Source organism: Euryhalocaulis caribicus (assembly GCF_000412185.1).
GTDB lineage: Bacteria > Pseudomonadota > Alphaproteobacteria > Caulobacterales > Maricaulaceae > Euryhalocaulis > Euryhalocaulis caribicus.
Genome location: NZ_ASJA01000014.1, coordinates 34,726 through 56,992 on the forward strand (window position 1 = coordinate 34,726; position 22,267 = coordinate 56,992).

Consider the following 22,267-nt stretch of genomic DNA (forward strand, 5'->3'; position numbering starts at 1 on the left):
GGCGAACGCCCCGTCAACGCTCCGCCCTTCAGAGAGGTCCGCGCCATGAGCCTGAAATCGGTCAATCCCGCCACCGGCGAAACCATCCAGACCTATGAGCCCACATCGGACGCCGATATCGACAAGGCGCTGACGCAGGCGGAGTCCTATTGCGCCAGTCTCAGGCGAACGGACTTCGCAAGCCGCGCGGAAAAGATGCGCAAGGCGGCCGATATCCTGGAGCAGGACAAGGACCGCTGGGCCAAGCTGATGACGTCGGAGATGGGCAAGACCATCACGGCGGCCCGCGCCGAGGCTGAGAAGTGCGCCTGGGCGTGCCGCTTCTATGCCGACAACGCGGAAAGCTTCCTCGCCGACGAGGCAATCGAGGCGGACAAGTCAAAATCCTTCGTGCGCCACCTGCCGCTTGGCCCGGTTCTGGCGGTGATGCCGTGGAATTTCCCGTTCTGGCAGGTCATTCGGTTTGCCGCGCCGGCCCTGATGGCGGGCAATGCCGGCGTGCTGAAACACGCCTCTAACGTTTCCGGATGCGCGCTGGCGATCGAAGAAATTTTCAAAAAGGCCGGCTTCGAGGACGGCGCCTTCACCACCCTTCTGATCGGCTCTGACCGGGTCGAGCGCGTCCTGAAGGATGACCGCATCAAGGCGGCCACCCTGACCGGGTCCGAGCCCGCGGGCTCCGCCGTCGCCGGAACCGCCGGCGCCGAAATCAAGAAAACCGTGCTGGAGCTTGGCGGTTCGGACGCCTTCATCGTCATGCCTTCCGCGGATCTGGAGAAAGCCGCCGAGATCGGCGTGAAGGCGCGCACGATCAATAACGGCCAGTCCTGCATCGCCTCCAAGCGCTTCATCGTTCACGAGGATGTCTATGAGGATTACAAGGCGTTGTTCCTTGAGAAACTTCAGGCGCTGAAGGTCGGCGACCCGATGGACGGGGACACCGATATCGGCCCGCTCGTCTCCGAAAAGGCGCGCGAGGATATCCACGCCCAGGTGTTCGATTCCATCGAGGCTGGCGCCGTGCGCACATGGGGCGCGGAGGTGATGGACGGGCCCGGCGCTTTCTACCGGCCCGGCATTCTGGAGGAGATATCCCCCGGCTCCCCCGCCTATGACGACGAGATTTTCGCCCCCGTCGCGCTATTCTTCCGCGCGGTCAATCTGGACCGCGCCATCGCGCTGGCCAATGACCATCGCTATGGCCTGTCCTCGGTCATCTGGACGAAGGATGAGGCGGAGCAGGAACAGGCGATCGAACGCCTGCAGGCCGGCGCCACCTTCATCAATGACATGACGGCCTCCGACCCGCGCCTGCCCTTTGGCGGCGTCAAGAAGTCCGGCTATGGCCGGGAGCTGGCTCAGGACGGCATCCGCGAATTCGTCAATCGCAAGACCGTGGCGGCGGGCTGATCGTGACCCTGAAAACCGTTCTCGCCTCGCTCCTGCTGTTCGCCGCCGCGCCTGTCCTGGCCGCAGCGGATGAGACGCCGCCCGCTTACGGGCCGATGCTGGAAGGCTTCGATTACCCCTATCCCGTGCAGACGTTCGATTTCTCCTCACAGGGAGAGGACGTGCAGATGACCTATCTGGACGTCACGCCCGAGACGGCGAACGGCCAGACGATTGTCCTGCTGCATGGCAAGAATTTCTGCGCGGCGACCTGGGAAGGGGTGATGGGGCCGCTGCTGGAAGCCGGTTATCGCGTCATCGCGCCTGACCAGATCGGCTTTTGCAAATCCTCCAAGCCCGCCGCCTATCAATATTCCCTGCACCAGCTGGCGGCGAACACGCATGCCCTGCTGGACTCTGAAAATGCCGGTCCGGTCATCGTCATGGGCCATTCCATGGGCGGCATGCTGGCCATGCGTTATGCGATGCAGTTCCCGGATTCGACCGCCGGTCTGGTTCTGGTCAATCCGATCGGGCTGGAGGACTGGAAAGCGAAAGGCGTGCCCTATCTGGGCGTCGACGCCTGGTTTGAAAGCCAGAAGCAGACCAGCGCCGAGGGCATTAAAGCCTATCAGAAATCAACCTATTACGCGGGAGAATGGCGGGACGAGTATGACCGCTGGGTGGATATGCTGGCCGGAATGTATCGCGGCGATGAGAGCGATATCGTCGCCTGGAGCCAGGCCAGAACCACCGACATGGTCTTCACCCAGCCCGTGATCCACGAGCTGGAAACCATCACGGCTCCCACGCTTCTCTTTATCGGAGAGAAGGATAATACCGCCATCGGCAAGGGCTGGTCGCCAGAGGCCGTAAAGTCACGCCTTGGCGATTATTCGGTTCTGGGCGAGGACGCGGCGGGCCGTATTCCGCAAGCCCGCCTGATCGAATTCCCCGATCTCGCTCATTCGCCTCATATCCAGGCGCCGGAGCGATTTAATGCGCGCTTGCTGGACGAACTGGAATCATGGCCCGCCCCGGCGGACTAGAACCGGGCGCCGCCTAGACCGCCTTCTTGCCGGTTGGCGGTTCATGGTCGTTCGCCGCGTCGCGGCTCTCGATCTCACGGATCAAGGGCTCCAGCGCCGCATCCGGCTGCTCCAGCAGGGATGGCGCGTAACGCGAGGCGAGGCGCCGGCCAACGGCGCGAAACTGGGTATTGTCTGAGTCTGTCCGGCTCATAGCGGGTCCTTCGAGCATTCTGCCCTCCCCTGTGGCCAGGGTGGGGATATTAACCTTAATGACAGGTTAAACCGCTTCTATATCAGCGACTTGATTGCAGTAAGCGTTAATCCACATGCTGTGGACAGAGCAAGCCTCAGGTCTCGTTCGGCTCGGACTGCAGCAGGATGTACCGCTCGATACCGATGCGGCCGATCAGTTCGATCTGGGTTTCCAGATAATCGACATGGTCTTCTTCGGAGCGCAGGATATCGGCGAACAGATCGCGGCTGCCATAGTCGCGGACGCCCTCGCAATGCTCCACCGCGTCGCGATAGAGGATCAGCGCCTCTTTCTCCAACTCAAGGTCGCATTCCAGGATTTCCAGGACATCCTCGCCAATTTTCAGCTTGTTCAGGCGCTGAAGATTGGGAAGCCCGTCCAGGAACAGGACCCGTTCGATGAGCGTGTCGGCATGCTTCATCTCATCGATCGATTCTTCGTACTCCTTCTTGGCCAGGACAGAGATGCCCCAGTTCCCGAGCATGCGGGAATGAAGGAAATACTGGTTGATCGCGGTGAGCTCGTGCGTCAGCGCGTCATTGAGATACTGGATAACTTTGGAATCGCCTTGCATGCAGGCATGCTAATCGCCGCCGGCGATCATGGCCAGACGCCAATCTTCAGGCCGCGACAGTCTCGCGCAGCGTATCGCCCGTCTCGATCTCGCGCAGCATGCCCTCGATATGGTTCAGGCAGCCGCCACAGCTGACTTCCACGCCGCAGCTGGCATGAACGTCCTCGGCCTTCTGCGCGCCGGTCTGGATGGCCTGACGCACGCTCTTGTCGTTCAGACGATTGCAGAGACAAACGATCATGGCCGTATCTTTCATGCAAATGCGAATGATTGTCAACCACATCTGTGAAACGCCCCCGCCCCGGCCCGGCGGCCCGCGCGCTGCGTTTAATAAAAGCTTGATCGTTTCGTCATGTTGGACTTAGCGTATTCGCGCGCCACGCGAAGAAATCGATTCGCGGGCGATAAAAAAATGGGGAGGCAAAGCATGTCTTTGGCTAAAATTATCTGGGCGGTCGCCGTTCTGGCCGCAATCATCTTTGCATTCGTAACATTCGAATACGCAGGCCTGATCCTGGTTATTCTGGGACTCGCCGGCGGATGGTTCGTTTCACTTGAACATCGCCGGGGCGTTCTGGTCGCCGCCATCTTCCTGATCGCCGGCGGCGCCGGCGCGCTGGGCCCGATTCCGGAACTCGGCCAGTATCTGACCGCGATCCTGTCCAGCTATGGCGTGGTTCTGGCCGCCGCGTCCGTGATGATAATCGTCAAGACAACCGTGGAGCGGCTGACGCCGGGCGCCAGCGCCGCCTGACGCGCCCGCTGCAACATTGAAATGACGGTCCCGTTTTCACATGAAGACGGGGCCGTTTTCATTTCCAGGCGCCGCGGACGCCTTGGCGGAACCGCGCCTTGTCCTTATTCCGGGTTCCCATGATCACGCGCTCCGAAGACCGCCGCGTTCAGGACAGCCTGCCGCAAAGCTGGGTCGACCGCGCACCGCGCGCCATCCGTCCCTATCTGCGGCTGGCGCGTTATGACCGTCCCGCCGGTTTCTGGCTGCTGGGCCTGCCCGGCTGGGCCGGGATCGCGCTGGCCGGGATCGGCCGGGGCTATGGCGCGGCGGACCTTCTCTGGGCCTTGCTGATCGCCCTTGGCGCGGTCGCCATGCGCGGCGCGGGCTGCACCTATAATGACATCGTGGACCGCGACCTGGACGCGCAGGTCGCCCGCACCGCCGACCGACCGCTGGCGGCCGGGACGGTCACGCTGCGCGCCGCCTGGGCTTTTCTTCTGGCCCAGTGTCTGGCCGGGCTGGCGGTCCTCTTGCTGCTCCCCCTGCCGGCGCAGATCGTGGCGCTTGGCTCCATCCCGCTCGTCGCGGGCTATCCATTCATGAAGCGCCTGACCTGGTGGCCGCAGGCCTGGCTGGGCCTGACCTTCAACTGGGCGGCGCTGGTCGGCTTTGCCGCCGCATCGGGAACGCTCGGCGCGCCCGGACTGATCCTCTATGCGGGCCTTGTGTTCTGGACGCTCGGCTATGACACGATCTATGCCTGTCAGGACAAGGAAGACGACGCGCTGATCGGGGTGAAATCCACGGCCCGCCTGTTCGGCGCCCATGCGCCGCTCTGGGTCTCCGCTTTCTACGCCGTCTGCGCGATCGCCGCGGCGGCGGCGGGCTACGCGGCCGGTCTTTCATGGATTGCCGCGCTGGCGGCCCTGCCCTTCGCGGCCCATCTGGGCTGGCAGGCCGCGCGCTTCCGCCCCGATGACGGGGCGCTTTGTCTGGGCCTGTTCAAATCGAACCGGGAGGCGGGCCTGCTGCTGGCCGCCGGCTATGCCAGCGTACAGTTGTTCCTTCTGGCCTGATCCGGCGCGCGATATATGTCCTGCGAATGTCCGTCTTCTGTCCGCCGGGTGAAACTGGCTTCACGGAGCGTTTCGCGCTCTTGACGGAACGGCCCGCGCGGACTGCAATCGCGGCGGGGCTTGAAATGCGTGGGGGGATTGAGATGACCAGGGTGTCTATAAGATTTTTTGCGGCCATCGCCGCCTTTTCCCTTCTCGCCGCTTGCGGCCCGGACGATTCCGGGCGCGAGGACGCGCAGGATCCGCCGGAAACGGCGGCGCCGGCCGATAGTGCTGAATCCGGCATCCGCATTGATGTCAGCTACCAGACGCTGGATAACGGCCTGCGCGTTGTCATGGTGCCGGATTCGACCATCCCCACCGTCACGGTCGGCGTCTATTACGGCATCGGCTTCAGGATCGAGCCGCGCGACCGCACCGGCTTTGCGCATTTATTCGAGCATCTGATGTTTCAGGGCTCGCGCCATGCCGAAAAGGGCGAGTTCGACAAGCTCATCAATGGTTCGGGGGGCGTAAATAACGGCTCCACGCGCTTCGATTTCACCAATTATTTCGAGGTGGTTCCCTCCAGCGCGCTCGAACCTGTGCTGTGGATCGAGGCCGACCGCATGGCCTTCCCCGACATCACCCAGGAAAAGCTGGCGAACCAGCAAGGCGTCGTGGCCAATGAGGTCAAGGTGAACGTCCTGAACCAGCCCTATGGCGGTTTTCCGTGGCTCGACATGCCGCAATACGCCAATGAGAACTGGTATAACGCGCATAATTTCTATGGCGCGCTGGACGATCTGGAGGCCGCCACGCTGGAAGATGCGCGCGACTTCCACGACAGATATTACGCCCCGAACAATGCCGTGCTGGTGATCGCGGGCGATTTCGACCCCGCAAAAGCAACCAGATGGGTCGAAAAATATTTCGGTCCTATCCCGCAGGGCGACGCCATCACCCTGCCCGACATCTCCGAACCGCGTCAGGAAGAAGAGAAAACCGCCGCCAAGACCGATCCGCTGGCGCCGCGGCCGGCGCTGGCCTTCGCCTATCACATGCCCGAACGCGGCACGGACGAATATTACGCCATGGCATTGCTGGACCAGATCCTGATCCAGGGCGAGGACAGCCGTCTCTATCAGGCTCTGGTGAAGGACAAGGGCTACGCCTCCGGCGTCGAGGGCGGCATCAATCTGCTGGGCAATATGTTCAATTATGACGGGCCGATGCTGTGGACCGCCGCCATGATCCATGGCGAGGAATTCACGCCGGAAGAGATCATGACCACGGTGGACGGGGTGGTTGAAGGCCTGCGCGCCGAGCCGGTGACAGAGGCGGAACTGGCGCGCGCCAGAACCAAGCTGCTTTCGGAATTCTACGGCGTGGTGGACTCGCCCACCCGTTTCGGCCTGGTTGACCTGCTGGCCTCGTTCGCCCTGTTCGACGACGACCCGGCCCGGATCAACCGCATCGAGGGCGGCTTCGACAATGTCACCCCGGCCCTGATGCTGGAAACCGCCGAAGAATATCTGCGCCCCGGCAACCGCACCGTCCTGCGGATAGAGCCGGGCGCGGCGCAGGATCAGCAATAGGAGCGGACGATCATGGCACGCCTCATCACGCTTTTCGCCCTGCTCATCGCGCTGCCCGCCGGCGCGCAAACCGGCGGCAATGACGGCGACTGGCTGGCCGAACGGCCAAAAGCCGGCGAGCCGAAGAATTTCGATTTGCCGGAGATCGACACGGTCGAGCTGGATAACGGCCTGGAGATCACCTTCATCCCGTTCGGCCTCGCGCCAAAAGCCACGATCAGCGCGCGTATCCGCACCGGCAATGTCAATGAGGGCGAGAATACCTGGCTGGCCGATATCGCCGCGGAGCTGATGAGTGAAGGCGCGGGCGAGCGGACGGGCGAGGAAATCGCCATCGCGGCCGCCGAAATGGGCGGCGATTTGGAGGTCGGCGTCGACCCCCACGTCACCGCGTTCGACATGGCCGTCCTCTCCGGCCACGCGCCGGACGCCATCGCCCTGATGGGCGACGTGATCCAACGTCCCGCCCTGCCCGAAGACGACATGGAGCGCGTGAAGGCCAACTTCATCCGCAATCTCTCCGTCGCGCTCAGCCAGCCGCGCGGGCAGGCCGCCTCCGCCTTTCTCGGCGCGCTATACGGCGACCACCCCTATGGCCGCGTCTTCCCGACAGAGGCGCAATTGCGCTCCTATGAGATTGACGACGTGCGCGCCTATTACGAGCAGAATTTTGGCGCGGAGCGCACCCATATCTATATCGCCGGCCGGTTCGACCGCGACGCCGCGGAAGCGGCAATACGCGAGAGCTTCGGAGACTGGCGCGAAGGCCCGGCGCCGCTGGTCGCCCCGCCCGATCCGCGCATGGGGCCGGAAGTCATTCTGGTGCCGCGCGCCAGCGCGCCGCAATCCACCATATATCTGGGCCTGCCCGTTTTCGGACCGGAGAATGAGGACGCCATTCCGCTGGAAGTGACCAATGCCCTGCTCGGCGGGTCTTTCTCCTCCCGCATCACCCAGAATATCCGCGAGGACAAGGGCTATACCTACTCCCCCACCTCGCAGATCCTGTACAATTACCAGGACGGTTACTGGCGCTTCCGCGCCGACGTCACGACCGACGTGACCGGGGCCGCGCTCGGGGAGGTCTTCAAGGAAATAGAGCGCCTTGGCGCAGAGGCCCCGCCGAAGGACGAGGCCGAGCGCACGCGCAACTACATGGCCGGTATTTTCGTGCTGAAGAACGCCTCCCCCTGGGGCCTGATCGACCAGATCGCCTTCACCGATTTCCACGATCTGCCCGGCGACTGGCTGGAGGATTATGTCCCCCGCGTTCTGGACGTCTCCGCCGAAGACATGCGCCAGACCGCCGCCCAGCGCCTGCAACTGGACAACATGATCCTTGTCGTGGTGGGCGATCTGGACGCCATCAAGCCGCAGCTGGAATCCCTGCCCCGGCTTTCCGGCGCAACCTTCGACATTCGTGACGAGACCGGCGCCCCGGTGGAGAACGAACAGGACGCGCAGTGAGCAAGGACGCCGCCGACAGCCTGGCCCGCGCCCATCCCGCTTTCGGCGCGCTGATCGAACAGCACGGCGTTCTTACGCTGGAGGCAAAACCCGACACGCCATATGAGGCGCTGTCCCGGCACATCGTCTATCAGCAGCTTTCGGGAAAGGCCGCCGCCACGATCTATGGCCGTTTCGCCGCCCTGTATGGCGGCGAGGGTCCGCCGCCGCCCGCCATTCTGGCCGAAGCCGATATCGAGCATCTGCGCAGCGCCGGGCTGTCCCGCAACAAGGCGCTGGCCCTGATTGATCTGGCGCGGAAAACCGACGCGGGCGAAGTGCCTGAGCGCCGGCTTTGCGAGAGCATGGATGGCGACGCGGTGATCCAGCGCCTGACGGCGGTGCGCGGGATTGGCGAATGGACGGCGCAGATGTTCCTGCTCTTCACGCTCGCCCGGCCCGATATCTGGCCGACCGGCGATCTGGGCGTGCGGCAGGGCTGGCGGAAAGCGGCGGGGCTGGAGGACGCCCCCAGCCCCAAACAGCTCGGCGAAATTGGCGAGGCCTTCAGCCCGTGGCGCAGCTATGCCGCGCTTTATCTCTGGCGCGCCGCCGACACGCCGGACCCCGCCGCGACCGGCAAGGCCTAGGCCGCCAGCTTCTTCGCCATTTTCGCGAAATGCTCGCCCTGGAAGCGGGCGATGCCCAGCTCGTTATCCGAGGGCTGCCGGCTGCCGTCGCCGTCCGCGATAGTGGAAGCGCCATAGGGCGTGCCGCCCGAAACCTCGTCAACGCCGACCAGACCGGTGCAGCTATAGGGCACGCCGATCACCGCCATGCCGTGGTGCAGCTGCATCGTCTGCACCGCGCGCAGCGTTGTTTCCTGCCCGCCATGCTGGGACGCGGTCGAGGTGAACGCTCCGCCCGCCTTGCCGATCAGCGCGCCCTTCTGCCAGAGCGGCCCCGTCTGATCCCAGAAGGCCTGCATCTGCGAACACATATTCCCGTATCGCGTCGGCACGCCGATCACCACGCCGTCATAATCGCCCAGCGCATCCGGGCCTTCGATAACCGGCGCATCCTGGTCGGTCTTGAAACCGGCATTCTTCACAACCGCTTCCGGGGCGGTTTCGGGGACGCGGCGGATATCGACCTGAACGCCGTCAACGCCTTGCGCGCCCTCGGCTATGGCCTTGGCCATGGTTTCGATATGGCCGTAGCTGGAATAGTACAGCACAAGCAGCTTCGTCATTGTCCGGGACTCCATCGATTGTCATTCTTCAAGAATGTGAATTGATGTTCGCCAAACGATTTTCAAGTGCGCCCGGCGCGCGCCCCGCAGCTTCACGAAAACCGGAACCCGATCGTGATGGCCTTGTGAACGGACATCGTCCGCGTCCGCCCTATATTGCAAGCCATGAAAACGACACGACGAAACCTGGTGATTGGCGGGCTGGTCTCCGGCCTCGCCATTCCCGGCTGCGCTAAAGCCGCCTCCGATCCGGAGGACGCTTTCAAGGACTCCGAATGGCGCGATCTTTCCGCCGATGCGTGGAAAGAGCGCCTTGATCCGCTGGCCTACAAGGTGCTTCGCAAGGAAGGCACGGAACGCGCCTTCACCAGCCCGCTGAACGACGAGAAACGCGAAGGCGTGTTTGTCTGCGCGGGCTGTGAGCTGGAGCTTTTCAAGTCCGAATGGAAATTCGATTCCGGCACGGGCTGGCCCAGCTTCTACACCTTCATCGAGGGCGCACTGGGCGAAAAGACGGATCTTCGCCTGTGGACGCCCCGGCGCGAATATCATTGCGCGCGCTGTCTGGGGCATCAGGGCCATGTCTTCGATGACTGGCCGGACGTGCCCACGGGGCTGCGCTACTGCAATAACGGCGTCGCCCTGAAATTCATCCCGACCTGAGCCTAGAAGGCGCGCTCCGCCCGCGCGCCTTCGCCCCATTCCCGCATGCCGGGCAGGGCCCAGATGGTCTGGCAGTAGGCGTCGAGAACCTTGTCGCCGATCCTGCCGCGATAGGTCATGAACCGCGACACGACAGGCGCATACATTGCGTCCGCGGCTGAAAAGGCGCCGAACAGGAACGGGCCGTCCGCGCCATGATCCCGGCGGCAACTGCGCCAGATGGCGTCAATCCGGTTCAGATCCGATTCCAGATCGGGCGTGATCTCCCCGCCAATATCCAGATCCGCAAACTTCATCGGCCAGAGCCTGCGCAACGCGCCGAACCCGGAATGCATTTCCGCCGAAACGCTGCGCGCCACGGCCCGCGCCGCAGGGTCCGCCGGCCACACCGCCTGATCGGGAAACGCCTCGGCCAGATATTCGATGATCGCCAGGGAGTCCCAGACGGTCAGGTCGCCCGCCGTCAGAACCGGCACCTTGCCGGCCTCCGATCGCCTGGCGATCTCATCAGCGGTGTCGGGTCGGTCCAGCCTGATCGAATCTTCCTCGAACGGCAGGCCGAACGTCTTCATCACCAGCCACGGCCGCAGCGACCAGGATGAAAGGTGTTTATCGCCTATGGTCAGGCGTAGGGTCGTGAACATGAGCGATTCCTTCTCGGGCGAACCGGCTGCGCTGGGCCCCATTGATCACGCAAATCCGGCCGCCCGCCAAGCTTTCATCCGCTCGGTCACCCGCATCCAGTCGCCGCCTCTGGCTCCCGAGCTTCGCCTGTATCTGGCCCATCCCGGCTTCAGCATCTGGCGTCATTCGGAAGAATCGCTGGAGGCCGCCGGCCTGCCGCCGCCTTTCTGGGCGTTTGCATGGGCGGGCGGGCAGGCGCTGGCGCGTTACGTGCTGGATCATCCCAATTTATTTCATAAACGAAATATTCTGGATTTCGCGTCGGGCTGCGGCGTCACCGGCATCGCCGCCGCTCGCGCCGGCGCGAGTGTGACGGCCAGTGAACTGGACGCTTACGCCATCGACGCCATCGCCCTGAATGCAGACCTCAACGGGGCGGACATTGAAGGGCGTCTGGGCGACCTTGTGGGCGCGCCCTGCGAATGGGATGTCATTCTGGCGGGCGATATTTTCTATGACGACACGGCCGGGGCGATTGGCGGCTGGTTATCCGATTGCGCCGCGCAAGGTTGTCAGGTTTTCATCGGCGACCCGGGCCGCGCCCGGCTGCCGCGCCAGCGCGTCGAACAACTGGCCCAATACGAAGCCCGGCGGTCGGAGGGCCTAGAGGATCAGGATATCAGGCGCACCCGGGTGTGGCGTTACCGCTAAAACCGCCAATTATTATTCACATACAAAATATAACATGCTAGATCCCGTGCCATGGCTATCGCCCGCGCCGTTGACCGCCGCCTTTTCCTGCTTCTCGAACGCGCCCATACGCGCGTCTTCCGCGACGCCAATAATCACCTGAAATCCTCCATCGGACTGACGGTCTCGCAAGGCGGCGCGCTGTTCTTTCTCAACCGGCATGACGGCTGCCGCATCGGCGATCTGGCGGTCGGGATCGGCCTCGGCGCACCGGCGGCCACCGGGCTGGTGGACCGCATGGCGAAATCGGGCCTGGTCCGCCGCGGGGCGGAGAAGGACGACGCCCGCGCCAGCCGCGTCTACTTGACCGAAAAGGGGCGGGGCCTGTCCGGCGCGGTCGCCGACGAACTGAAGATATTTAACGACGCCATCGCGCACGACTTCACGGACGCAGAGATGGAAACGGTCTATCGTTTCCTGACCGGCCTTGCGCGCGGCGATTACGAAGGGAAACTCTAATGACCGAATATGTGAAAATTTCTGACGCCGAAGGCGTGCGCACCATCGCCTTTTCCCGCGCCGACAAGAAGAACGCCCTGACGCGCGAGATGTATGACGCCGCCGCCAACGCCCTGAACGGCGCGCAGAACGACCCCGAAATCCGCGTCGTCCTGTTCGCGGGAGAGGGCGATTCCTTTACCGCCGGCAACGATCTCAACGACTTTCTGGAACACCCGCCCTTCTCCGAGGACGGCCCCTCCCCGGTCGAGCGTTTCATGACCGCGCTGATGGAAGCGAAAAAGCCGGTTGTCGCCGCGGTAGGCGGCCTGTCGGTGGGCATTGGCGTGACCATGCTGCTGCATTGCGATCTGGTCTACGCCTCCCGCATGGCGACCTTCTCCACACCGTTCGTGAAGCTGGCGCTGGCGCCGGAATTCGCCTCCTCCATCACCATGCCGGCCGTCATGGGCCGCGCCAAGGCGGCCGAGATGCTGCTGCTGGGCGAAAAACTGTCAGCCGAGGAAGCCGAGCGCGCAGGCCTGGTCGCCCGGGTCTTCGCCGATGAGGAGCTGATCGAGCAGGCGACGGCCCGCTGCCGCAAGCTGGCGAAACTCGCCCCCGGCGCGGTCGCCGACGCCAAGACGCTGCTGCGCGCCCCGGCGGAGGATCTGGCCGCGCGCATGCAACGCGAAGGCAAGCTGTTCAATGAACGCCTCGGCTCGGACGAGTTCAAGGAAGCCGCCGGCGCGTTCTTCGAACGCCGCGAACCGGATTTCTCGAAGTTCGGCTAGGCCTGACTAGCGGACGTAGGACGCCCCGTTCACGTCAATCGTCGCCCCCGTCATGGAGGGGACGGTTCCGGTGGAGAGATAGGCGATCAAATCGCCAATCTCTTCCGGGCTCGCCACGCGGCCCAGCGGGATGTCCTTGATCGCGTTGGCGCGCGCCTCGATGTCCTGCGGCCCCATGCGGGTCTCGATCCAGCCCGGTGCGATGCCGTAGGCCAGCACGTTCTTGTGGCCGCTGCCCCGCGCGATCGTCTTGGTCAGGGCCAGAAGGCCGCCCTTGGACGCGGCATAGGCGGAATGGTCGATATCGTCGCCCCGCTGCCCGGCGCGGCTGGCGACATTGATGATAATGCCCCCGCCCTGACCGGAGAAATGCGCGCAGGCCGCCCGGCACAGATGCGCCGGCGCCAGCAGATTCACCTGCAGCGTCCGCCGCCAGCCCTCGACCCATTCCAGGTCCGACCCGTCAACCGGCGTCGCCTGAAAGATGCCGGCATTATTGACCAGCACGTCGATGCGGTGCGCCCGGTCCAGCGCCGCGGCCCAGACCGCCGCCGGGTGTTCCGGCACGTTCAGATCCGCCTCGATCAGGTCGCTTTTCTTCGCCCCGATCTTCTCCGCCACGGCCTCCGCCGCCTTGCGGTCGCGTCCGTAATGCATCAGCACGCGCGCGCCGGCCTTCATGCAGGATTCCGCCGCCGCCGCGCCCACGCCGCGGGACGCGCCGGTGATCAGCACCGTCTTGTTCTTCAGATCAATCATGTTTCTTGTATGCCGCCGCCCGCGGAACCGCAGGCCACCGAATGAATTCGATTAACCTATGATAGGCCGCGCCGCGAAAAGTCAAACGCAACCAGACCGCGCATGCGCAAGAATGCCGCACTGTCACCCAAAGAGCGCACGCGACGGCGCGCCGCGAAACTGTTATGAAATCCCCTCATCAGTCTGGAGCGGAAATCCGTGATGCTCGACACGCCCGATGATTCCATCCGCCATGACCGCAGCGGCGCAAGCGGCCGCTACGGCCTGCAGGTCGAAGGCGCCGAGGCCGAACTGACCTACAGGCTGAAAGAGAACGTCATGGTCATCGATCACACCTATACGCCGCCGGAGCTGCGCGGCCAGGGCCTGGCGGACCGCCTTGTGGCGCGCGCCGTCCGGGACGCCCGCGCGGAGGGCTGGAAAGTCGATCCGGTCTGCTCCTACGCCGCCCGCTGGTTCGAGGACCATCCAGAACACAGGGAGATTCTGGCGTGAGCAGCGACACCGCCGTAACCATCACGCGCGAGGACGGCGAGTCCAAGGGCCGCTACGTGGCCCGCGTTGAGGGCATCGCCGAGACGGCGGAAATGACCTATTCCCGGGCCGGGACCAGCCGCATCATCATTGACCACACCGGCGTCCCCACCGCGATGCGCGGCATGGGCGTGGGCGAAAAACTGGTCCGCCGCGGGGTCGAGGACGCGCGCAAGGAAGGCGTGAAGATCATTCCGCTCTGCCCGTTCGCCAAGGCGACGATCGAAAAGCACAAGGAATTGCAGGACGTTCTGAACTGATGGACCGTCAACAGACCAAGGCCCGCAATGTTCTGGGCGGCCCGCTGGACGATTGCAGCCACGATCCTCTCACCGGTTTCTTCCGCGACGGCTGTTGCAATACCGGCCCTATGGACCGGGGCGTTCACACGGTCTGCGCCGAACTGACCGATGATTTTCTGGAATTCTCGAAAGCGCAGGGGAATGACCTGTCCACGCCGCGTCCGGAATTCGAATTTCCCGGCCTGAAGGACGGCGACCGCTGGTGCCTGTGCGCGGCGCGCTGGAAAGACGCCTATGAGGCTGGAAAAGCGCCGCGCGTGGTGCTGGCCGCAACCCATGAAGCCACGTTATCTGTGGTCACGCTGGAACAGCTGAAGGCGCACGCCATTGATGGCCGCGCCCACTAGATCCCGATTTAACGCCATTAGACCGACAGTCATTTCAAAGAGGAGACGCCCATGAAAACCCGCGCCGCAATCGCCATGAAAGCCGGAGAGCCGCTGGTCATCGACGAAGTGGATCTGGAAGGCCCCAAAGCCGGCGAAGTGCTGGTGGAGATCAAGGCGACGGGCGTCTGCCATACCGACGCCTTCACCCTGTCGGGCGACGATCCCGAAGGCGCCTTCCCGGCCATCCTCGGCCATGAGGGCGCGGGCGTGGTGCAGGAAGTCGGCCCGGGCGTGACCTCCCTGAAACCGGGCGATCACGTCATCCCGCTCTACACCGCGGAGTGCCGGGAATGCGAATATTGCCTGAACCCGAAGACCAATCTCTGTCAGGCCGTGCGCTCCACGCAGGGTCAGGGCGTGATGCCGGACGGCACCTCCCGTTTCTCATACAAGGGCGAGACGATCCGCCATTACATGGGCACGTCCACCTTCGCCAATCACACCGTCCTGCCGGAAATCTCGCTGGCACGGATCCGCAATGACGCGCCCTTCGACAAGGTCTGTTACATCGGCTGCGGCGTCACCACCGGCATCGGCGCGGTGGTCTTCACCGCCAAGGCGGAGCCCAACTGCACGGCCGTCGTGTTCGGTCTCGGCGGCATCGGCCTGAATGTCATTCAGGGCCTGAAGATGATCGGCGCGCGGCAGATTGTCGGCGTCGACCTGAACCCCGAAAAGCGCGCCATCGCCGAGAAGTTCGGCATGACCGATTTCGTCAATCCGAACGAGGTGGACGGCGATCTTGTCGGCCATCTCGTGGAGCTGACCGGCGGCGGCGCCGATTACAGCTTTGAATGCATCGGCAATGTGAATGTCATGCGTCAGGCGCTGGAATGCGCCCACAAGGGCTGGGGCCAGTCCATCATCATCGGCGTCGCGGGCGCGGGCCAGGAAATCTCCACCCGCCCGTTCCAGCTGGTGACGGGCCGCGTCTGGAAGGGCTCGGCTTTCGGCGGCGCCAGGGGCCGCACGGACGTCCCGAAGATCGTCGACATGTATATGGAAGGCCGCATCAATATCGACGACATGATCACCCACAAGATGCCGCTGGACGACATCAACAAGGCGTTCGACTTGATGCATGACGGCGACAGCATCCGCTCGGTCATCGAGTACTAGGACGCCGTATTGAACGGGTGCGGCGGAGCGGGCGTTTACCCGGCCCGCCGCACGCGTCACTATCCGCCCCGTCATGAAGACGGGGAGACAGTTTATGCTCAAGAGCCTGATACTGGCGGGCTTTGCTCTGGCCGCGGCCGGCGCCGCCGCGAATGCGGAGGATTTCTCGAAATACAGCGAGGACGCGCTGCGCGCGATGCTCGCCGCAGAGGCGGACGTGGAGAAGAAAGTCCTCGTCCCGATGCGCGACGGCGTAGGCCTCTCCACAGACATCTACCGCCCGAAAGGCGCCGAAGGCCCGCTGCCCACCGTCTTCTGGCGCACCCCGTATAATTATAACGAGCTGTCCGGCGGACGCCTGCGCTTCGCCGCGGAGTCGGTCAATCGCGGCTATGCCTTCGTCGTCCAGAACGAGCGCGGACGCTATTTCTCCGAAGGCGAGTTCGAGATTCTCGGCTATCCGCGCACCGACGGCTATGACGCGCTGGACTGGATCGAGGATCAGGACTGGTCCAACGGCAAGGTCGGCACGCTGGGCTGTTCCTCATCGGCCGAGTGGCAGCTGGCGCTGGCCGCGCAGGACCATCCGGCCCACGCCGCCATGATCCCCATGGCCTCCGGCGCCGGGATCGGCCGCGTCGGCGAGTTTCAGGAACAGGGCAACTGGTACACGGGCGGCGTGCCCCGCAGCCTGTTCTTCGTCTGGCTCTATAATGTCGACAATCCGCTGCGCGCCCAGCTCCCCTCCGGTCTCGACCCGGCCACGCGCGCCCGCATCGGCGAATATAACGACCTCGCCGCCTCCAAGCCGGAAGTCGACTGGAAAAGCCGCATCTCGCACCTGCCCGTGTCCGACATGCTGTCGGGCCTGGGGGAGCCGCCGGCCACCTTCGACGCATTCATCCAGCGCAAGCCGGACGATCAGGGCTGGTTCGAGGGCGGCCTCTATCACGACAACGAGGGCTGGGGCGTCCCCGCCCTGTGGTTCAATAGCTGGTACGATGTCTCCATCGGCCCGAACATGGCGCTGTTCAATCATGTCCGCGAAAACGCCTCCGACGCGGAGGCGCGTGACAACCAGTACGCCGTCATCGCCCCCACCCCGCATTGCCAGTTCTTTGATCTTGGCCCCGATACGGTCGTCGGCGCGCGCAATGTGGGCGACACCAGCTTCGACACGACCGAGGAAATCTTCGCCTGGTTCGGCAAGTGGCTGAAGGGCGACAAGGCCGCCTTCGCCGCCGACACCCCGCATGTCCGCTACTACACGATGGGCCTGAATGAATGGCAGAGCGCGGAGGTCTGGCCGCCACAAGAGGCGGAACCCGTCCGCCTCTATCTGCAAAGCGACGAGGGCGCGAACAGCCTCTATGGCGACGGCACGCTGATGCGGGAAGCGCCCGCCGGCAACGGCTCCGACAGCTTCATCTATGACCCGATGATTCCGGTCCTCACGATTGGCGGCGGAGACTGCTGCAATGGCGGCATCGTGACCCCCGGCGCCTTCGACCAGCGCCCGGTCGAGGCGCGCGAGGACGTGCTGGTCTATACCAGCGAACCGCTGACCGAACCGATGCAGGTCACCGGCTTCGTGGACGCGGTGCTGGCGGTCTCCTCCGACGCGCCGGATACCGATTTCGCGGTCAAGCTGGTCGATGTGGCGCCCGACGGCACGGCCTGGATCATCGACGACACCATCATGCGCGCCCGCTACCGCGAGGGCTACGATACCGAAGTCATGATGCAGGACGGCGAGATCTACACCCTGGACCTCACCCCCATGACGACCAGCGTGGAATTCCAGCCGGGCCACCGTATCCGGGTGGAGGTCACCTCCTCCAACTTCCCGAAATTCGTCCGCAACCTGAATACCGGCGGCGACAATTATAATGAGAGCGAAGGCGCGCGCGCGGCCAACACGGTTCATCACGGCGCCGAACACGCCTCATGGATCGAACTGCCGGTCGTTCAATGACGGGATTGCGCGCTTGAAAATCTATGTCGACGCCGACGCCTGCCCGGTGAAGGACGAGACGGTGCGCGTGGCCAAGCGCCACGGCGCGCCGGTCCTGATGGTGTGCGATGGCGGCCTGCGGCGCATGGATCATCCGCTTGTGGAGCTGGTGATCGTGCCCGAAGGCGCTGACGCCGCCGATGACTGGATCGCGGAACGCATCGCGCCGGGCGATCTCTGCGTCACAGGCGACATCCCGCTGGCCCATCGCTGTCTGGAGGCGGGGGCGCGGGCCATCAATCACCGGGGCGAGGCGTTCACGCCGGACAATATCGGCGCCGCGTTGGCCACGCGGGACCTCATGGCCTCCCTGCGCGAGGCGGGACAGATGGGCGGCGGCGGGAAACCCTTTTCCCCGCGCGACCGTTCCTCCTTCCTCGACGGCATGGAGCGGGTGGTTCAGGCCATCCGCCGCAGCCGTTAGACTGACCTTCGAGCAGACCACCAATCCACACAGGAGACGACATGGAGACGATCAGCGAGAACAAATGCTTCGGCGGCGAGCAGGCCGTGTTCGAGCATCAGTCCGACGCCCTCTCCTGTCCCATGCGGTTTGGCGTCTATACACCGCCCGGCGACGGCCCGTTCCCGGTCCTGTTCTGGCTTTCCGGCCTGACCTGCACGGAGCAGAATTTCATCACCAAGGCCGGCGCGCAGGGCAAGGCCGCTGATCTCGGCATGGTCATCGTCGCGCCCGACACCTCTCCGCGCGGCGACGATGTCGCCGACCAGGACACTTATGATTTCGGAAAGGGCGCGGGCTTCTATCTCGACGCGACAGAGGACCCCTGGGCCAAGCACTACAAGATGGGGACCTATATCGCCGAGGAACTGCCGGACTTCATCTTCTCCAACTTCCCCGTCGACAAGATGCGCGCCGGCATTTTCGGCCACTCCATGGGCGGGCACGGCGCGCTGGTCCATCATTTCCGCCAACCCGACCTGTTCCGCACCTGCAGCGCCTTCTCTCCCATCGTCGCGCCCAGCCAGGTTCCCTGGGGCCAGAAGGCGCTGGGCGGCTATCTGGGCGGCGACGAGAAAGCGTGGGCGGAATGGGACGCCACGGCCCTGATCCAGTCCGGCCGCACGTCAGACGCCCACATCCTGATCGATCAGGGCGAGGACGACGAATTCCTGGAAGAACACCTGAAACCGGAAATCTTCGAGGCCGCGGCCCGCGAAACCGGCCAGAGCCTCAGCCTGCGCCGCCAACCGGGCTACGACCACTCCTACTACTTCATCTCGACCTTCATCGACGATCATCTGGAGTGGCACGCAAGGGCGCTGGATTAGGCTAGTGGGCCGGCCCCGCCTGCTCCGGCCGGCTGGATTCTGACGGCATGCCGTCCGCCAGCGCCGCCTTGCGATAGCCGGTCGGGGTTTCCCCGGTGGCGTCGCGGAAGGCGCGGTTGAACGGCGCGATGGAGCCATAACCCAGATCCAGCGCGATCTGCAGCACCTGCCGCCGCGCCTGTCCCGGGTCGGACAGCGCCGCTTTCGCGGCATCCACGCGGTAGCGGTTCAGGAAGGCCGCGAAATTGCGGTAACCCAGCCCCTGATTGATCACCGCGCGCAGGCGATGTTCCTGCGTGTTCAGCCGTTCGGCCAAATTGCGCACCGTCAGCCCGCTCTCGGCAAACCCGCCCGCCTCCATGAAGGCGATCAGCCGGTCCAGCAGCGCCCGGTCCTCGGGCGCCACGCCCGGGCGCGCGCCGGTCTGCACGCTGACCACGGCGGGCCGGCGGCTCTCCATGGGCAATAAATGGCGGCGCGCCAGCAGCAGCCATCCGCCAACCCCGGCCGCCGTCACGAAGAACGCCACGGCCTGCAGCATGTGCAGCCCGTCCGGCTTGGGCGCGAACACCACCCACATCTCAAGCGTCACGGTGACGCCTGAAACAAGGGCGATCACGGTGCTGGCCAGTACCCGGAACTTGCGACGCGGCTCGACCAGATCATCGCCCCAGTCCTTCAGCGCGATAATCAGGACATGAATCATCAGGATCAGCGCGATCGTGCGGCAGCCCAGCCCGGCGGCGACGCGCATGTCCGGCGGCAGGCCCGCCATCCTCTCCAGCGCCAGGAAGGCCGCGACCAGGACAAAGGGCGCCAGCCGCCAGCTCTTCCAGCGGAAATCGTCGCAGAACAGCGCCAGCGCGAACCACCAGAAGAAAACCACTTCCAGATTGGCGAAATAGCCCAGCGGAAGCGCGGCCAGCCCCAGACTGTCCGCGATCAGCGGCGAGGCGAGCGGGATATAGACCGCCGCCGACAACGCGAACAGCGCGCCGAAACGCGCCGCCTGCGACCGGCCGCACAGCCTGAAGAACGCGACGGCGATCAGCAATGTCATGCCCATCGCCGCCCCGCGCAGCAGGATTTCAAGAATGTCGGTCTCGCTCATGGGCCGCTCGCTGGAAGGTGGCGCTTATCGTGCGCCGTCCGCCGCATGACTGGCAAGACGCATCGGGGCCGGACGGCCCTCTAGGGCCCGCGCCAGCGCCGGCGACCCGATTTCGGCGACCGTGCGCTCGACCGTGTCGGCCATGCAGATGCGCAGCCCGCGGTCGCTCATCGCGCCGTGGGCGTTCTCCTGGCGGCAGACTTTCTGCGCCGTGCGCTCGATCTTCTCGATCACCGCCCCGGCATAGGCCGGATCGGCCAGCGCCGCCCGGTCGATTTTCAGGGTTTCGGTCTCCGCCGGTCCGGCGGCCATGGCCGGGGCCGCGATCCCGGCAGCGCTGACGACCATCAGGGCGGCGGCGAATGTTCTGGCAAACGTGTTCATGGGAACCTCCAATCGTTGGAACGCCCCCAGACTGAGCGCCATCTCCTTCGCCATCTCCGCGATTTCGCCGATGCAAAGCCTTTTGCGGAATCGATCAGCATTTTTCGGAAATGACGCGTCCGAAGTCCTATCCGCCCGGCCTGCGATACGGACACGTGATGATTCGGCCTGCAAATCTGCGCGGCGTTAAACAAACGGAATATTCCCGGCTTTCAGCCGTAAAATTCGGGAGACGCCCATTTTCCACTGGCGCAATCTCTAGAAACTGGCATCTGCTAATCGCCGTATCGCTAATCATGTTCTGGAGACAGCATTGGCGCTTATCAACGGCACTCCCGCACCCGACCAGATTAAGGGCGGAAGGGGGGACGATTTCATTTTCGGAGAATCCGGCGTCGACCTGATTTATGGCGGCGCGGGCGATGACGCCATCAATGGCGGGCGCGCCGGCGACCGGCTCCTGGGCGAGGCTGGCGATGACCGCCTGTATGGGGACGCGGGCCGTGATTACATGGACGGCGGCGGCGGCGCTGACCGGCTTTTTGGCGGATTTGGCGCGGATATTGTTTACGGAGGCGGCGGCGCGGATGAAATCTCCGGGGGCGCGGCGGCCGATCATCTGTTTGGCGGCGGCGGAAACGATCTGTTCCTCTTTTACGGCAATGATGGCGCGGACATCGTCCATGGGGGCGAAGGCTTCGACACTGCGGATTTTTCCGGGTCCGGCGCTGGCGGCTACGTATTCATTATTTCCGCGGACGGCTCCGTTACGGCGCGGGGCGCGTCCGGGGGCGATGTCATGCTCTTCGAAGTCGAGGCTTTCATCAGCACATCGGCCAGCGACGTCTTCCTCGGCCACGGCGCCGATGATGTCCTCCACGGCGAATCAGGGTCTGACTTTTTCTATGGCGGCGGCGGGAAAGACCGTATTTTCGGCGGCTCGGGGAACGACTCCGTTTATGGCGGCGGCGGCCGCGACCGCATCTATGGCGACCAGAGCGATGACAGGCTGACCGGCGGGGGCGGCGGCGATCTGGTTTTCGGGGGCCTGGACTTCGACGACATATATGGCGGCCGGGGAAATGACCGCCTGTACGGCGGCGGCGGCGCGGACGGGCTGTTTGGAGGGTCAGGGGACGACTCCATCTATGGCGGCGCCGCGAGCGACGCCCTGTATGGAGACGATGGCGATACGGCTGGCGCGGACAGGCTGTTCGGGGGCGAAGGCGGCGACTTCATCGAAGGCGGGCATGGCGATGACTTGATCCATGGCGGCGCGGGTGCCGACCTTCTCTATGGCGGCGCGGGCCGCGATGCGTTCGTCTATTCAACCGCATCGGATTCTTTTGGCGCCCGCAGCGTCACCGCTGACAGTATATTTGATTTCGATGCCGCGGCAGACACGCTCGACCTCGCAGAGATCGACGCCGATAGCACAATGCCGGGCGATCAAGCTTTCAGATGGGTTACCGCCTTTACCGGCCATGCGGGCGAACTGGTCCTGACTCTCACCGGCTCTTCAGACTGGACTTTACTGGCCGACACCAATGGAGACGGCATTGCCGACCTGACGATTTTTGGCGAAGGAGGCATGATCGGCGCAGAGAACATTATTCTTTAGAACGCCGCCCTTACACGCAGTCTTTCAAGCGAGTCTGTTCACCGAACTGATTGCGATCATTCTGAAATCCGGATTGAGACGACCTCCCTCGATCCGGATTTCAGATTTTATACAGAACAAGGTTTCTACTGGCGGCCG

The 22,267-nt window shown here is 64.2% G+C and carries 27 protein-coding genes; 19 read left to right on the forward strand and 8 right to left on the reverse strand.

The genetic code is table 11. The features are described from left to right. The first annotated feature begins 45 nt into the window (after positions 1–45). Positions 46–1,410: an NAD-dependent succinate-semialdehyde dehydrogenase gene (locus L338_RS11750; RefSeq protein WP_022698587.1), complete on the forward strand. Its 1,365-nt coding sequence runs from the start codon at positions 46–48 to the stop codon at positions 1,408–1,410. A gap of 2 nt (positions 1,411–1,412) precedes the next feature. After that, the gene (locus tag L338_RS11755) at positions 1,413–2,438 is read left to right on the forward strand and encodes an alpha/beta fold hydrolase (RefSeq protein ID WP_022698588.1); all 1,026 of its coding nucleotides are present in this window, start codon (positions 1,413–1,415) and stop codon (positions 2,436–2,438) included. A 13-nt stretch (positions 2,439–2,451) separates the two neighbouring features. On the opposite strand, the gene L338_RS11760 is transcribed toward L338_RS11755, so the two are convergent. From L338_RS11760 to L338_RS11770, 3 genes are all read right to left on the reverse strand, one after another. Then, on the reverse strand, positions 2,452–2,631 hold the full coding sequence (locus L338_RS11760) for a hypothetical protein (RefSeq protein ID WP_022698589.1): 180 nt from the start codon (positions 2,629–2,631) through the stop codon (positions 2,452–2,454). Between the two features lie 136 nt (positions 2,632–2,767). Then, positions 2,768–3,247 carry a bacterioferritin gene (bfr, locus tag L338_RS11765; protein WP_022698590.1) on the reverse strand — a complete coding sequence of 160 codons (480 nt, stop codon included), beginning with the start codon at positions 3,245–3,247 and terminating at the stop codon, positions 2,768–2,770. A gap of 46 nt (positions 3,248–3,293) precedes the next feature. Then, entirely contained in the window at positions 3,294–3,488 is a 195-nt protein-coding gene (locus L338_RS11770) for a (2Fe-2S)-binding protein (protein WP_161624626.1), read from the reverse strand. Between the two features lie 186 nt (positions 3,489–3,674). On the opposite strand from L338_RS11770, the gene L338_RS11775 reads away from it, so the two are divergent. The 5 genes from L338_RS11775 (at position 3,675) to L338_RS11795 (ending at position 8,732) form a co-directional block, all read left to right on the forward strand. Beyond that, positions 3,675–4,001, forward strand: coding sequence for a hypothetical protein (locus L338_RS11775; protein ID WP_022698592.1), 327 nt, complete (start codon positions 3,675–3,677; stop codon positions 3,999–4,001). Between the two features lie 119 nt (positions 4,002–4,120). Beyond that, positions 4,121–5,059 carry a 4-hydroxybenzoate octaprenyltransferase gene (ubiA, locus tag L338_RS11780; RefSeq protein ID WP_033311249.1) on the forward strand — a complete coding sequence of 313 codons (939 nt, stop codon included), beginning with the start codon at positions 4,121–4,123 and terminating at the stop codon, positions 5,057–5,059. A gap of 143 nt (positions 5,060–5,202) precedes the next feature. Next, positions 5,203–6,636, forward strand: a complete 1,434-nt coding sequence (locus L338_RS11785) for a M16 family metallopeptidase (RefSeq protein WP_027068496.1) — start codon at positions 5,203–5,205, stop codon at positions 6,634–6,636. Positions 6,637–6,648: 12 nt separating this feature from the next. Then, on the forward strand, positions 6,649–8,103 hold the full coding sequence (locus L338_RS11790; RefSeq protein ID WP_022698595.1) for a M16 family metallopeptidase: 1,455 nt from the start codon (positions 6,649–6,651) through the stop codon (positions 8,101–8,103). Then, positions 8,100–8,732: a DNA-3-methyladenine glycosylase family protein gene (locus tag L338_RS11795; RefSeq protein ID WP_022698596.1), complete on the forward strand. Its 633-nt coding sequence runs from the start codon at positions 8,100–8,102 to the stop codon at positions 8,730–8,732. The genes L338_RS11790 and L338_RS11795 overlap by 4 nt, the downstream gene beginning before the upstream one ends. Here L338_RS11795 and wrbA read toward each other — a convergent pair. Next, positions 8,729–9,334 (reverse strand): NAD(P)H:quinone oxidoreductase, encoded by a 606-nt coding sequence (wrbA, locus tag L338_RS11800; protein WP_022698597.1) that lies wholly within the window; start codon positions 9,332–9,334, stop codon positions 8,729–8,731. The genes L338_RS11795 and wrbA overlap by 4 nt on opposite strands. 165 nt (positions 9,335–9,499) lie before the next feature. On the opposite strand from wrbA, the gene msrB reads away from it, so the two are divergent. Beyond that, positions 9,500–9,997 (forward strand): peptide-methionine (R)-S-oxide reductase MsrB, encoded by a 498-nt coding sequence (gene msrB, locus L338_RS11805; protein ID WP_033311253.1) that lies wholly within the window; start codon positions 9,500–9,502, stop codon positions 9,995–9,997. A gap of 2 nt (positions 9,998–9,999) precedes the next feature. Here the strand turns inward: msrB and L338_RS11810 are convergent, their stop codons facing one another. Next, entirely contained in the window at positions 10,000–10,641 is a 642-nt protein-coding gene (locus L338_RS11810; RefSeq protein ID WP_022698599.1) for a glutathione S-transferase family protein, read from the reverse strand. On the opposite strand from L338_RS11810, the gene L338_RS11815 reads away from it, so the two are divergent. From L338_RS11815 to L338_RS11825, 3 genes are read left to right on the forward strand one after another with little or no spacing between them, the layout of a single operon-like run. Then, positions 10,640–11,332 carry a class I SAM-dependent methyltransferase gene (locus L338_RS11815; RefSeq protein WP_022698600.1) on the forward strand — a complete coding sequence of 231 codons (693 nt, stop codon included), beginning with the start codon at positions 10,640–10,642 and terminating at the stop codon, positions 11,330–11,332. The two genes, L338_RS11810 and L338_RS11815, sit on opposite strands and share 2 nt — an antisense overlap. A 51-nt stretch (positions 11,333–11,383) precedes the next feature. Next, positions 11,384–11,830: a MarR family winged helix-turn-helix transcriptional regulator gene (locus L338_RS11820; RefSeq protein WP_022698601.1), complete on the forward strand. Its 447-nt coding sequence runs from the start codon at positions 11,384–11,386 to the stop codon at positions 11,828–11,830. After that, positions 11,830–12,603, forward strand: coding sequence for an enoyl-CoA hydratase (locus L338_RS11825; RefSeq protein WP_022698602.1), 774 nt, complete (start codon positions 11,830–11,832; stop codon positions 12,601–12,603). The genes L338_RS11820 and L338_RS11825 overlap by 1 nt, the downstream gene beginning before the upstream one ends. Before the next feature lie 6 nt (positions 12,604–12,609). On the opposite strand, the gene L338_RS11830 is transcribed toward L338_RS11825, so the two are convergent. Then, on the reverse strand, positions 12,610–13,362 hold the full coding sequence (locus tag L338_RS11830) for an SDR family NAD(P)-dependent oxidoreductase (RefSeq protein WP_022698603.1): 753 nt from the start codon (positions 13,360–13,362) through the stop codon (positions 12,610–12,612). A 201-nt stretch (positions 13,363–13,563) separates the two neighbouring features. On the opposite strand from L338_RS11830, the gene L338_RS11835 reads away from it, so the two are divergent. From L338_RS11835 to fghA, 7 genes are all read left to right on the forward strand, one after another. After that, a complete protein-coding gene (locus L338_RS11835) occupies positions 13,564–13,857 on the forward strand; it encodes a GNAT family N-acetyltransferase (RefSeq protein ID WP_022698604.1) in 294 nt (97 codons plus the stop codon). Continuing rightward, on the forward strand, positions 13,854–14,156 hold the full coding sequence (locus tag L338_RS17425; RefSeq protein WP_022698605.1) for a GNAT family N-acetyltransferase: 303 nt from the start codon (positions 13,854–13,856) through the stop codon (positions 14,154–14,156). Before L338_RS11835 ends, L338_RS17425 begins: the two co-directional genes overlap by 4 nt. Next, positions 14,156–14,545 carry a DUF2237 family protein gene (locus L338_RS11845; protein ID WP_022698606.1) on the forward strand — a complete coding sequence of 130 codons (390 nt, stop codon included), beginning with the start codon at positions 14,156–14,158 and terminating at the stop codon, positions 14,543–14,545. The genes L338_RS17425 and L338_RS11845 overlap by 1 nt, the downstream gene beginning before the upstream one ends. A gap of 51 nt (positions 14,546–14,596) precedes the next feature. Next, the gene (locus tag L338_RS11850; RefSeq protein ID WP_022698607.1) at positions 14,597–15,706 is read left to right on the forward strand and encodes an S-(hydroxymethyl)glutathione dehydrogenase/class III alcohol dehydrogenase; all 1,110 of its coding nucleotides are present in this window, start codon (positions 14,597–14,599) and stop codon (positions 15,704–15,706) included. Positions 15,707–15,800: 94 nt separating this feature from the next. After that, entirely contained in the window at positions 15,801–17,681 is a 1,881-nt protein-coding gene (locus L338_RS11855; protein WP_022698608.1) for a CocE/NonD family hydrolase, read from the forward strand. A gap of 13 nt (positions 17,682–17,694) precedes the next feature. Next, positions 17,695–18,144, forward strand: coding sequence for a YaiI/YqxD family protein (locus tag L338_RS11860; RefSeq protein ID WP_022698609.1), 450 nt, complete (start codon positions 17,695–17,697; stop codon positions 18,142–18,144). A gap of 41 nt (positions 18,145–18,185) precedes the next feature. Then, positions 18,186–19,013: an S-formylglutathione hydrolase gene (gene fghA, locus L338_RS11865; protein ID WP_022698610.1), complete on the forward strand. Its 828-nt coding sequence runs from the start codon at positions 18,186–18,188 to the stop codon at positions 19,011–19,013. Between the two features lies 1 nt (position 19,014). On the opposite strand, the gene L338_RS11870 is transcribed toward fghA, so the two are convergent. Beyond that, positions 19,015–20,124, reverse strand: a complete 1,110-nt coding sequence (locus L338_RS11870) for a helix-turn-helix domain-containing protein (protein WP_022698611.1) — start codon at positions 20,122–20,124, stop codon at positions 19,015–19,017. Positions 20,125–20,148: 24 nt separating this feature from the next. Further along, entirely contained in the window at positions 20,149–20,508 is a 360-nt protein-coding gene (locus L338_RS11875) for a UrcA family protein (protein ID WP_161624627.1), read from the reverse strand. Positions 20,509–20,821: 313 nt separating this feature from the next. Here L338_RS11875 and L338_RS11880 point away from each other — a divergent pair, with 313 nt between their 5' ends. Further along, complete coding sequence (locus tag L338_RS11880; protein WP_022698613.1) at positions 20,822–22,129, forward strand: calcium-binding protein; 1,308 nt, start codon at positions 20,822–20,824, stop codon at positions 22,127–22,129. The last annotated feature ends 138 nt before the right edge of the window (positions 22,130–22,267 follow it).

Coding starts and splice junctions, on each gene's coding strand:
- L338_RS11750 (WP_022698587.1), top strand. CDS start 46: ATGAGCCTGAAATCGGTCAATCCCGCCACCGGCGAAACCATCCAGACC.
- L338_RS11760 (WP_022698589.1), bottom strand. CDS start 2,631: ATGAGCCGGACAGACTCAGACAATACCCAGTTTCGCGCCGTTGGCCGG.
- bfr (WP_022698590.1), bottom strand. CDS start 3,247: ATGCAAGGCGATTCCAAAGTTATCCAGTATCTCAATGACGCGCTGACG.
- L338_RS11770 (WP_161624626.1), bottom strand. CDS start 3,488: ATGATCGTTTGTCTCTGCAATCGTCTGAACGACAAGAGCGTGCGTCAG.
- L338_RS11775 (WP_022698592.1), top strand. CDS start 3,675: ATGTCTTTGGCTAAAATTATCTGGGCGGTCGCCGTTCTGGCCGCAATC.
- ubiA (WP_033311249.1), top strand. CDS start 4,121: ATGATCACGCGCTCCGAAGACCGCCGCGTTCAGGACAGCCTGCCGCAA.
- L338_RS11785 (WP_027068496.1), top strand. CDS start 5,203: ATGACCAGGGTGTCTATAAGATTTTTTGCGGCCATCGCCGCCTTTTCC.
- L338_RS11790 (WP_022698595.1), top strand. CDS start 6,649: ATGGCACGCCTCATCACGCTTTTCGCCCTGCTCATCGCGCTGCCCGCC.
- wrbA (WP_022698597.1), bottom strand. CDS start 9,334: ATGACGAAGCTGCTTGTGCTGTACTATTCCAGCTACGGCCATATCGAA.
- msrB (WP_033311253.1), top strand. CDS start 9,500: ATGAAAACGACACGACGAAACCTGGTGATTGGCGGGCTGGTCTCCGGC.
- L338_RS11815 (WP_022698600.1), top strand. CDS start 10,640: ATGAGCGATTCCTTCTCGGGCGAACCGGCTGCGCTGGGCCCCATTGAT.
- L338_RS11810 (WP_022698599.1), bottom strand. CDS start 10,641: ATGTTCACGACCCTACGCCTGACCATAGGCGATAAACACCTTTCATCC.
- L338_RS11820 (WP_022698601.1), top strand. CDS start 11,384: ATGGCTATCGCCCGCGCCGTTGACCGCCGCCTTTTCCTGCTTCTCGAA.
- L338_RS11825 (WP_022698602.1), top strand. CDS start 11,830: ATGACCGAATATGTGAAAATTTCTGACGCCGAAGGCGTGCGCACCATC.
- L338_RS11830 (WP_022698603.1), bottom strand. CDS start 13,362: ATGATTGATCTGAAGAACAAGACGGTGCTGATCACCGGCGCGTCCCGC.
- L338_RS11835 (WP_022698604.1), top strand. CDS start 13,564: ATGCTCGACACGCCCGATGATTCCATCCGCCATGACCGCAGCGGCGCA.
- L338_RS11845 (WP_022698606.1), top strand. CDS start 14,156: ATGGACCGTCAACAGACCAAGGCCCGCAATGTTCTGGGCGGCCCGCTG.
- L338_RS11850 (WP_022698607.1), top strand. CDS start 14,597: ATGAAAACCCGCGCCGCAATCGCCATGAAAGCCGGAGAGCCGCTGGTC.
- L338_RS11855 (WP_022698608.1), top strand. CDS start 15,801: ATGCTCAAGAGCCTGATACTGGCGGGCTTTGCTCTGGCCGCGGCCGGC.
- fghA (WP_022698610.1), top strand. CDS start 18,186: ATGGAGACGATCAGCGAGAACAAATGCTTCGGCGGCGAGCAGGCCGTG.
- L338_RS11870 (WP_022698611.1), bottom strand. CDS start 20,124: ATGAGCGAGACCGACATTCTTGAAATCCTGCTGCGCGGGGCGGCGATG.
- L338_RS11875 (WP_161624627.1), bottom strand. CDS start 20,508: ATGAACACGTTTGCCAGAACATTCGCCGCCGCCCTGATGGTCGTCAGC.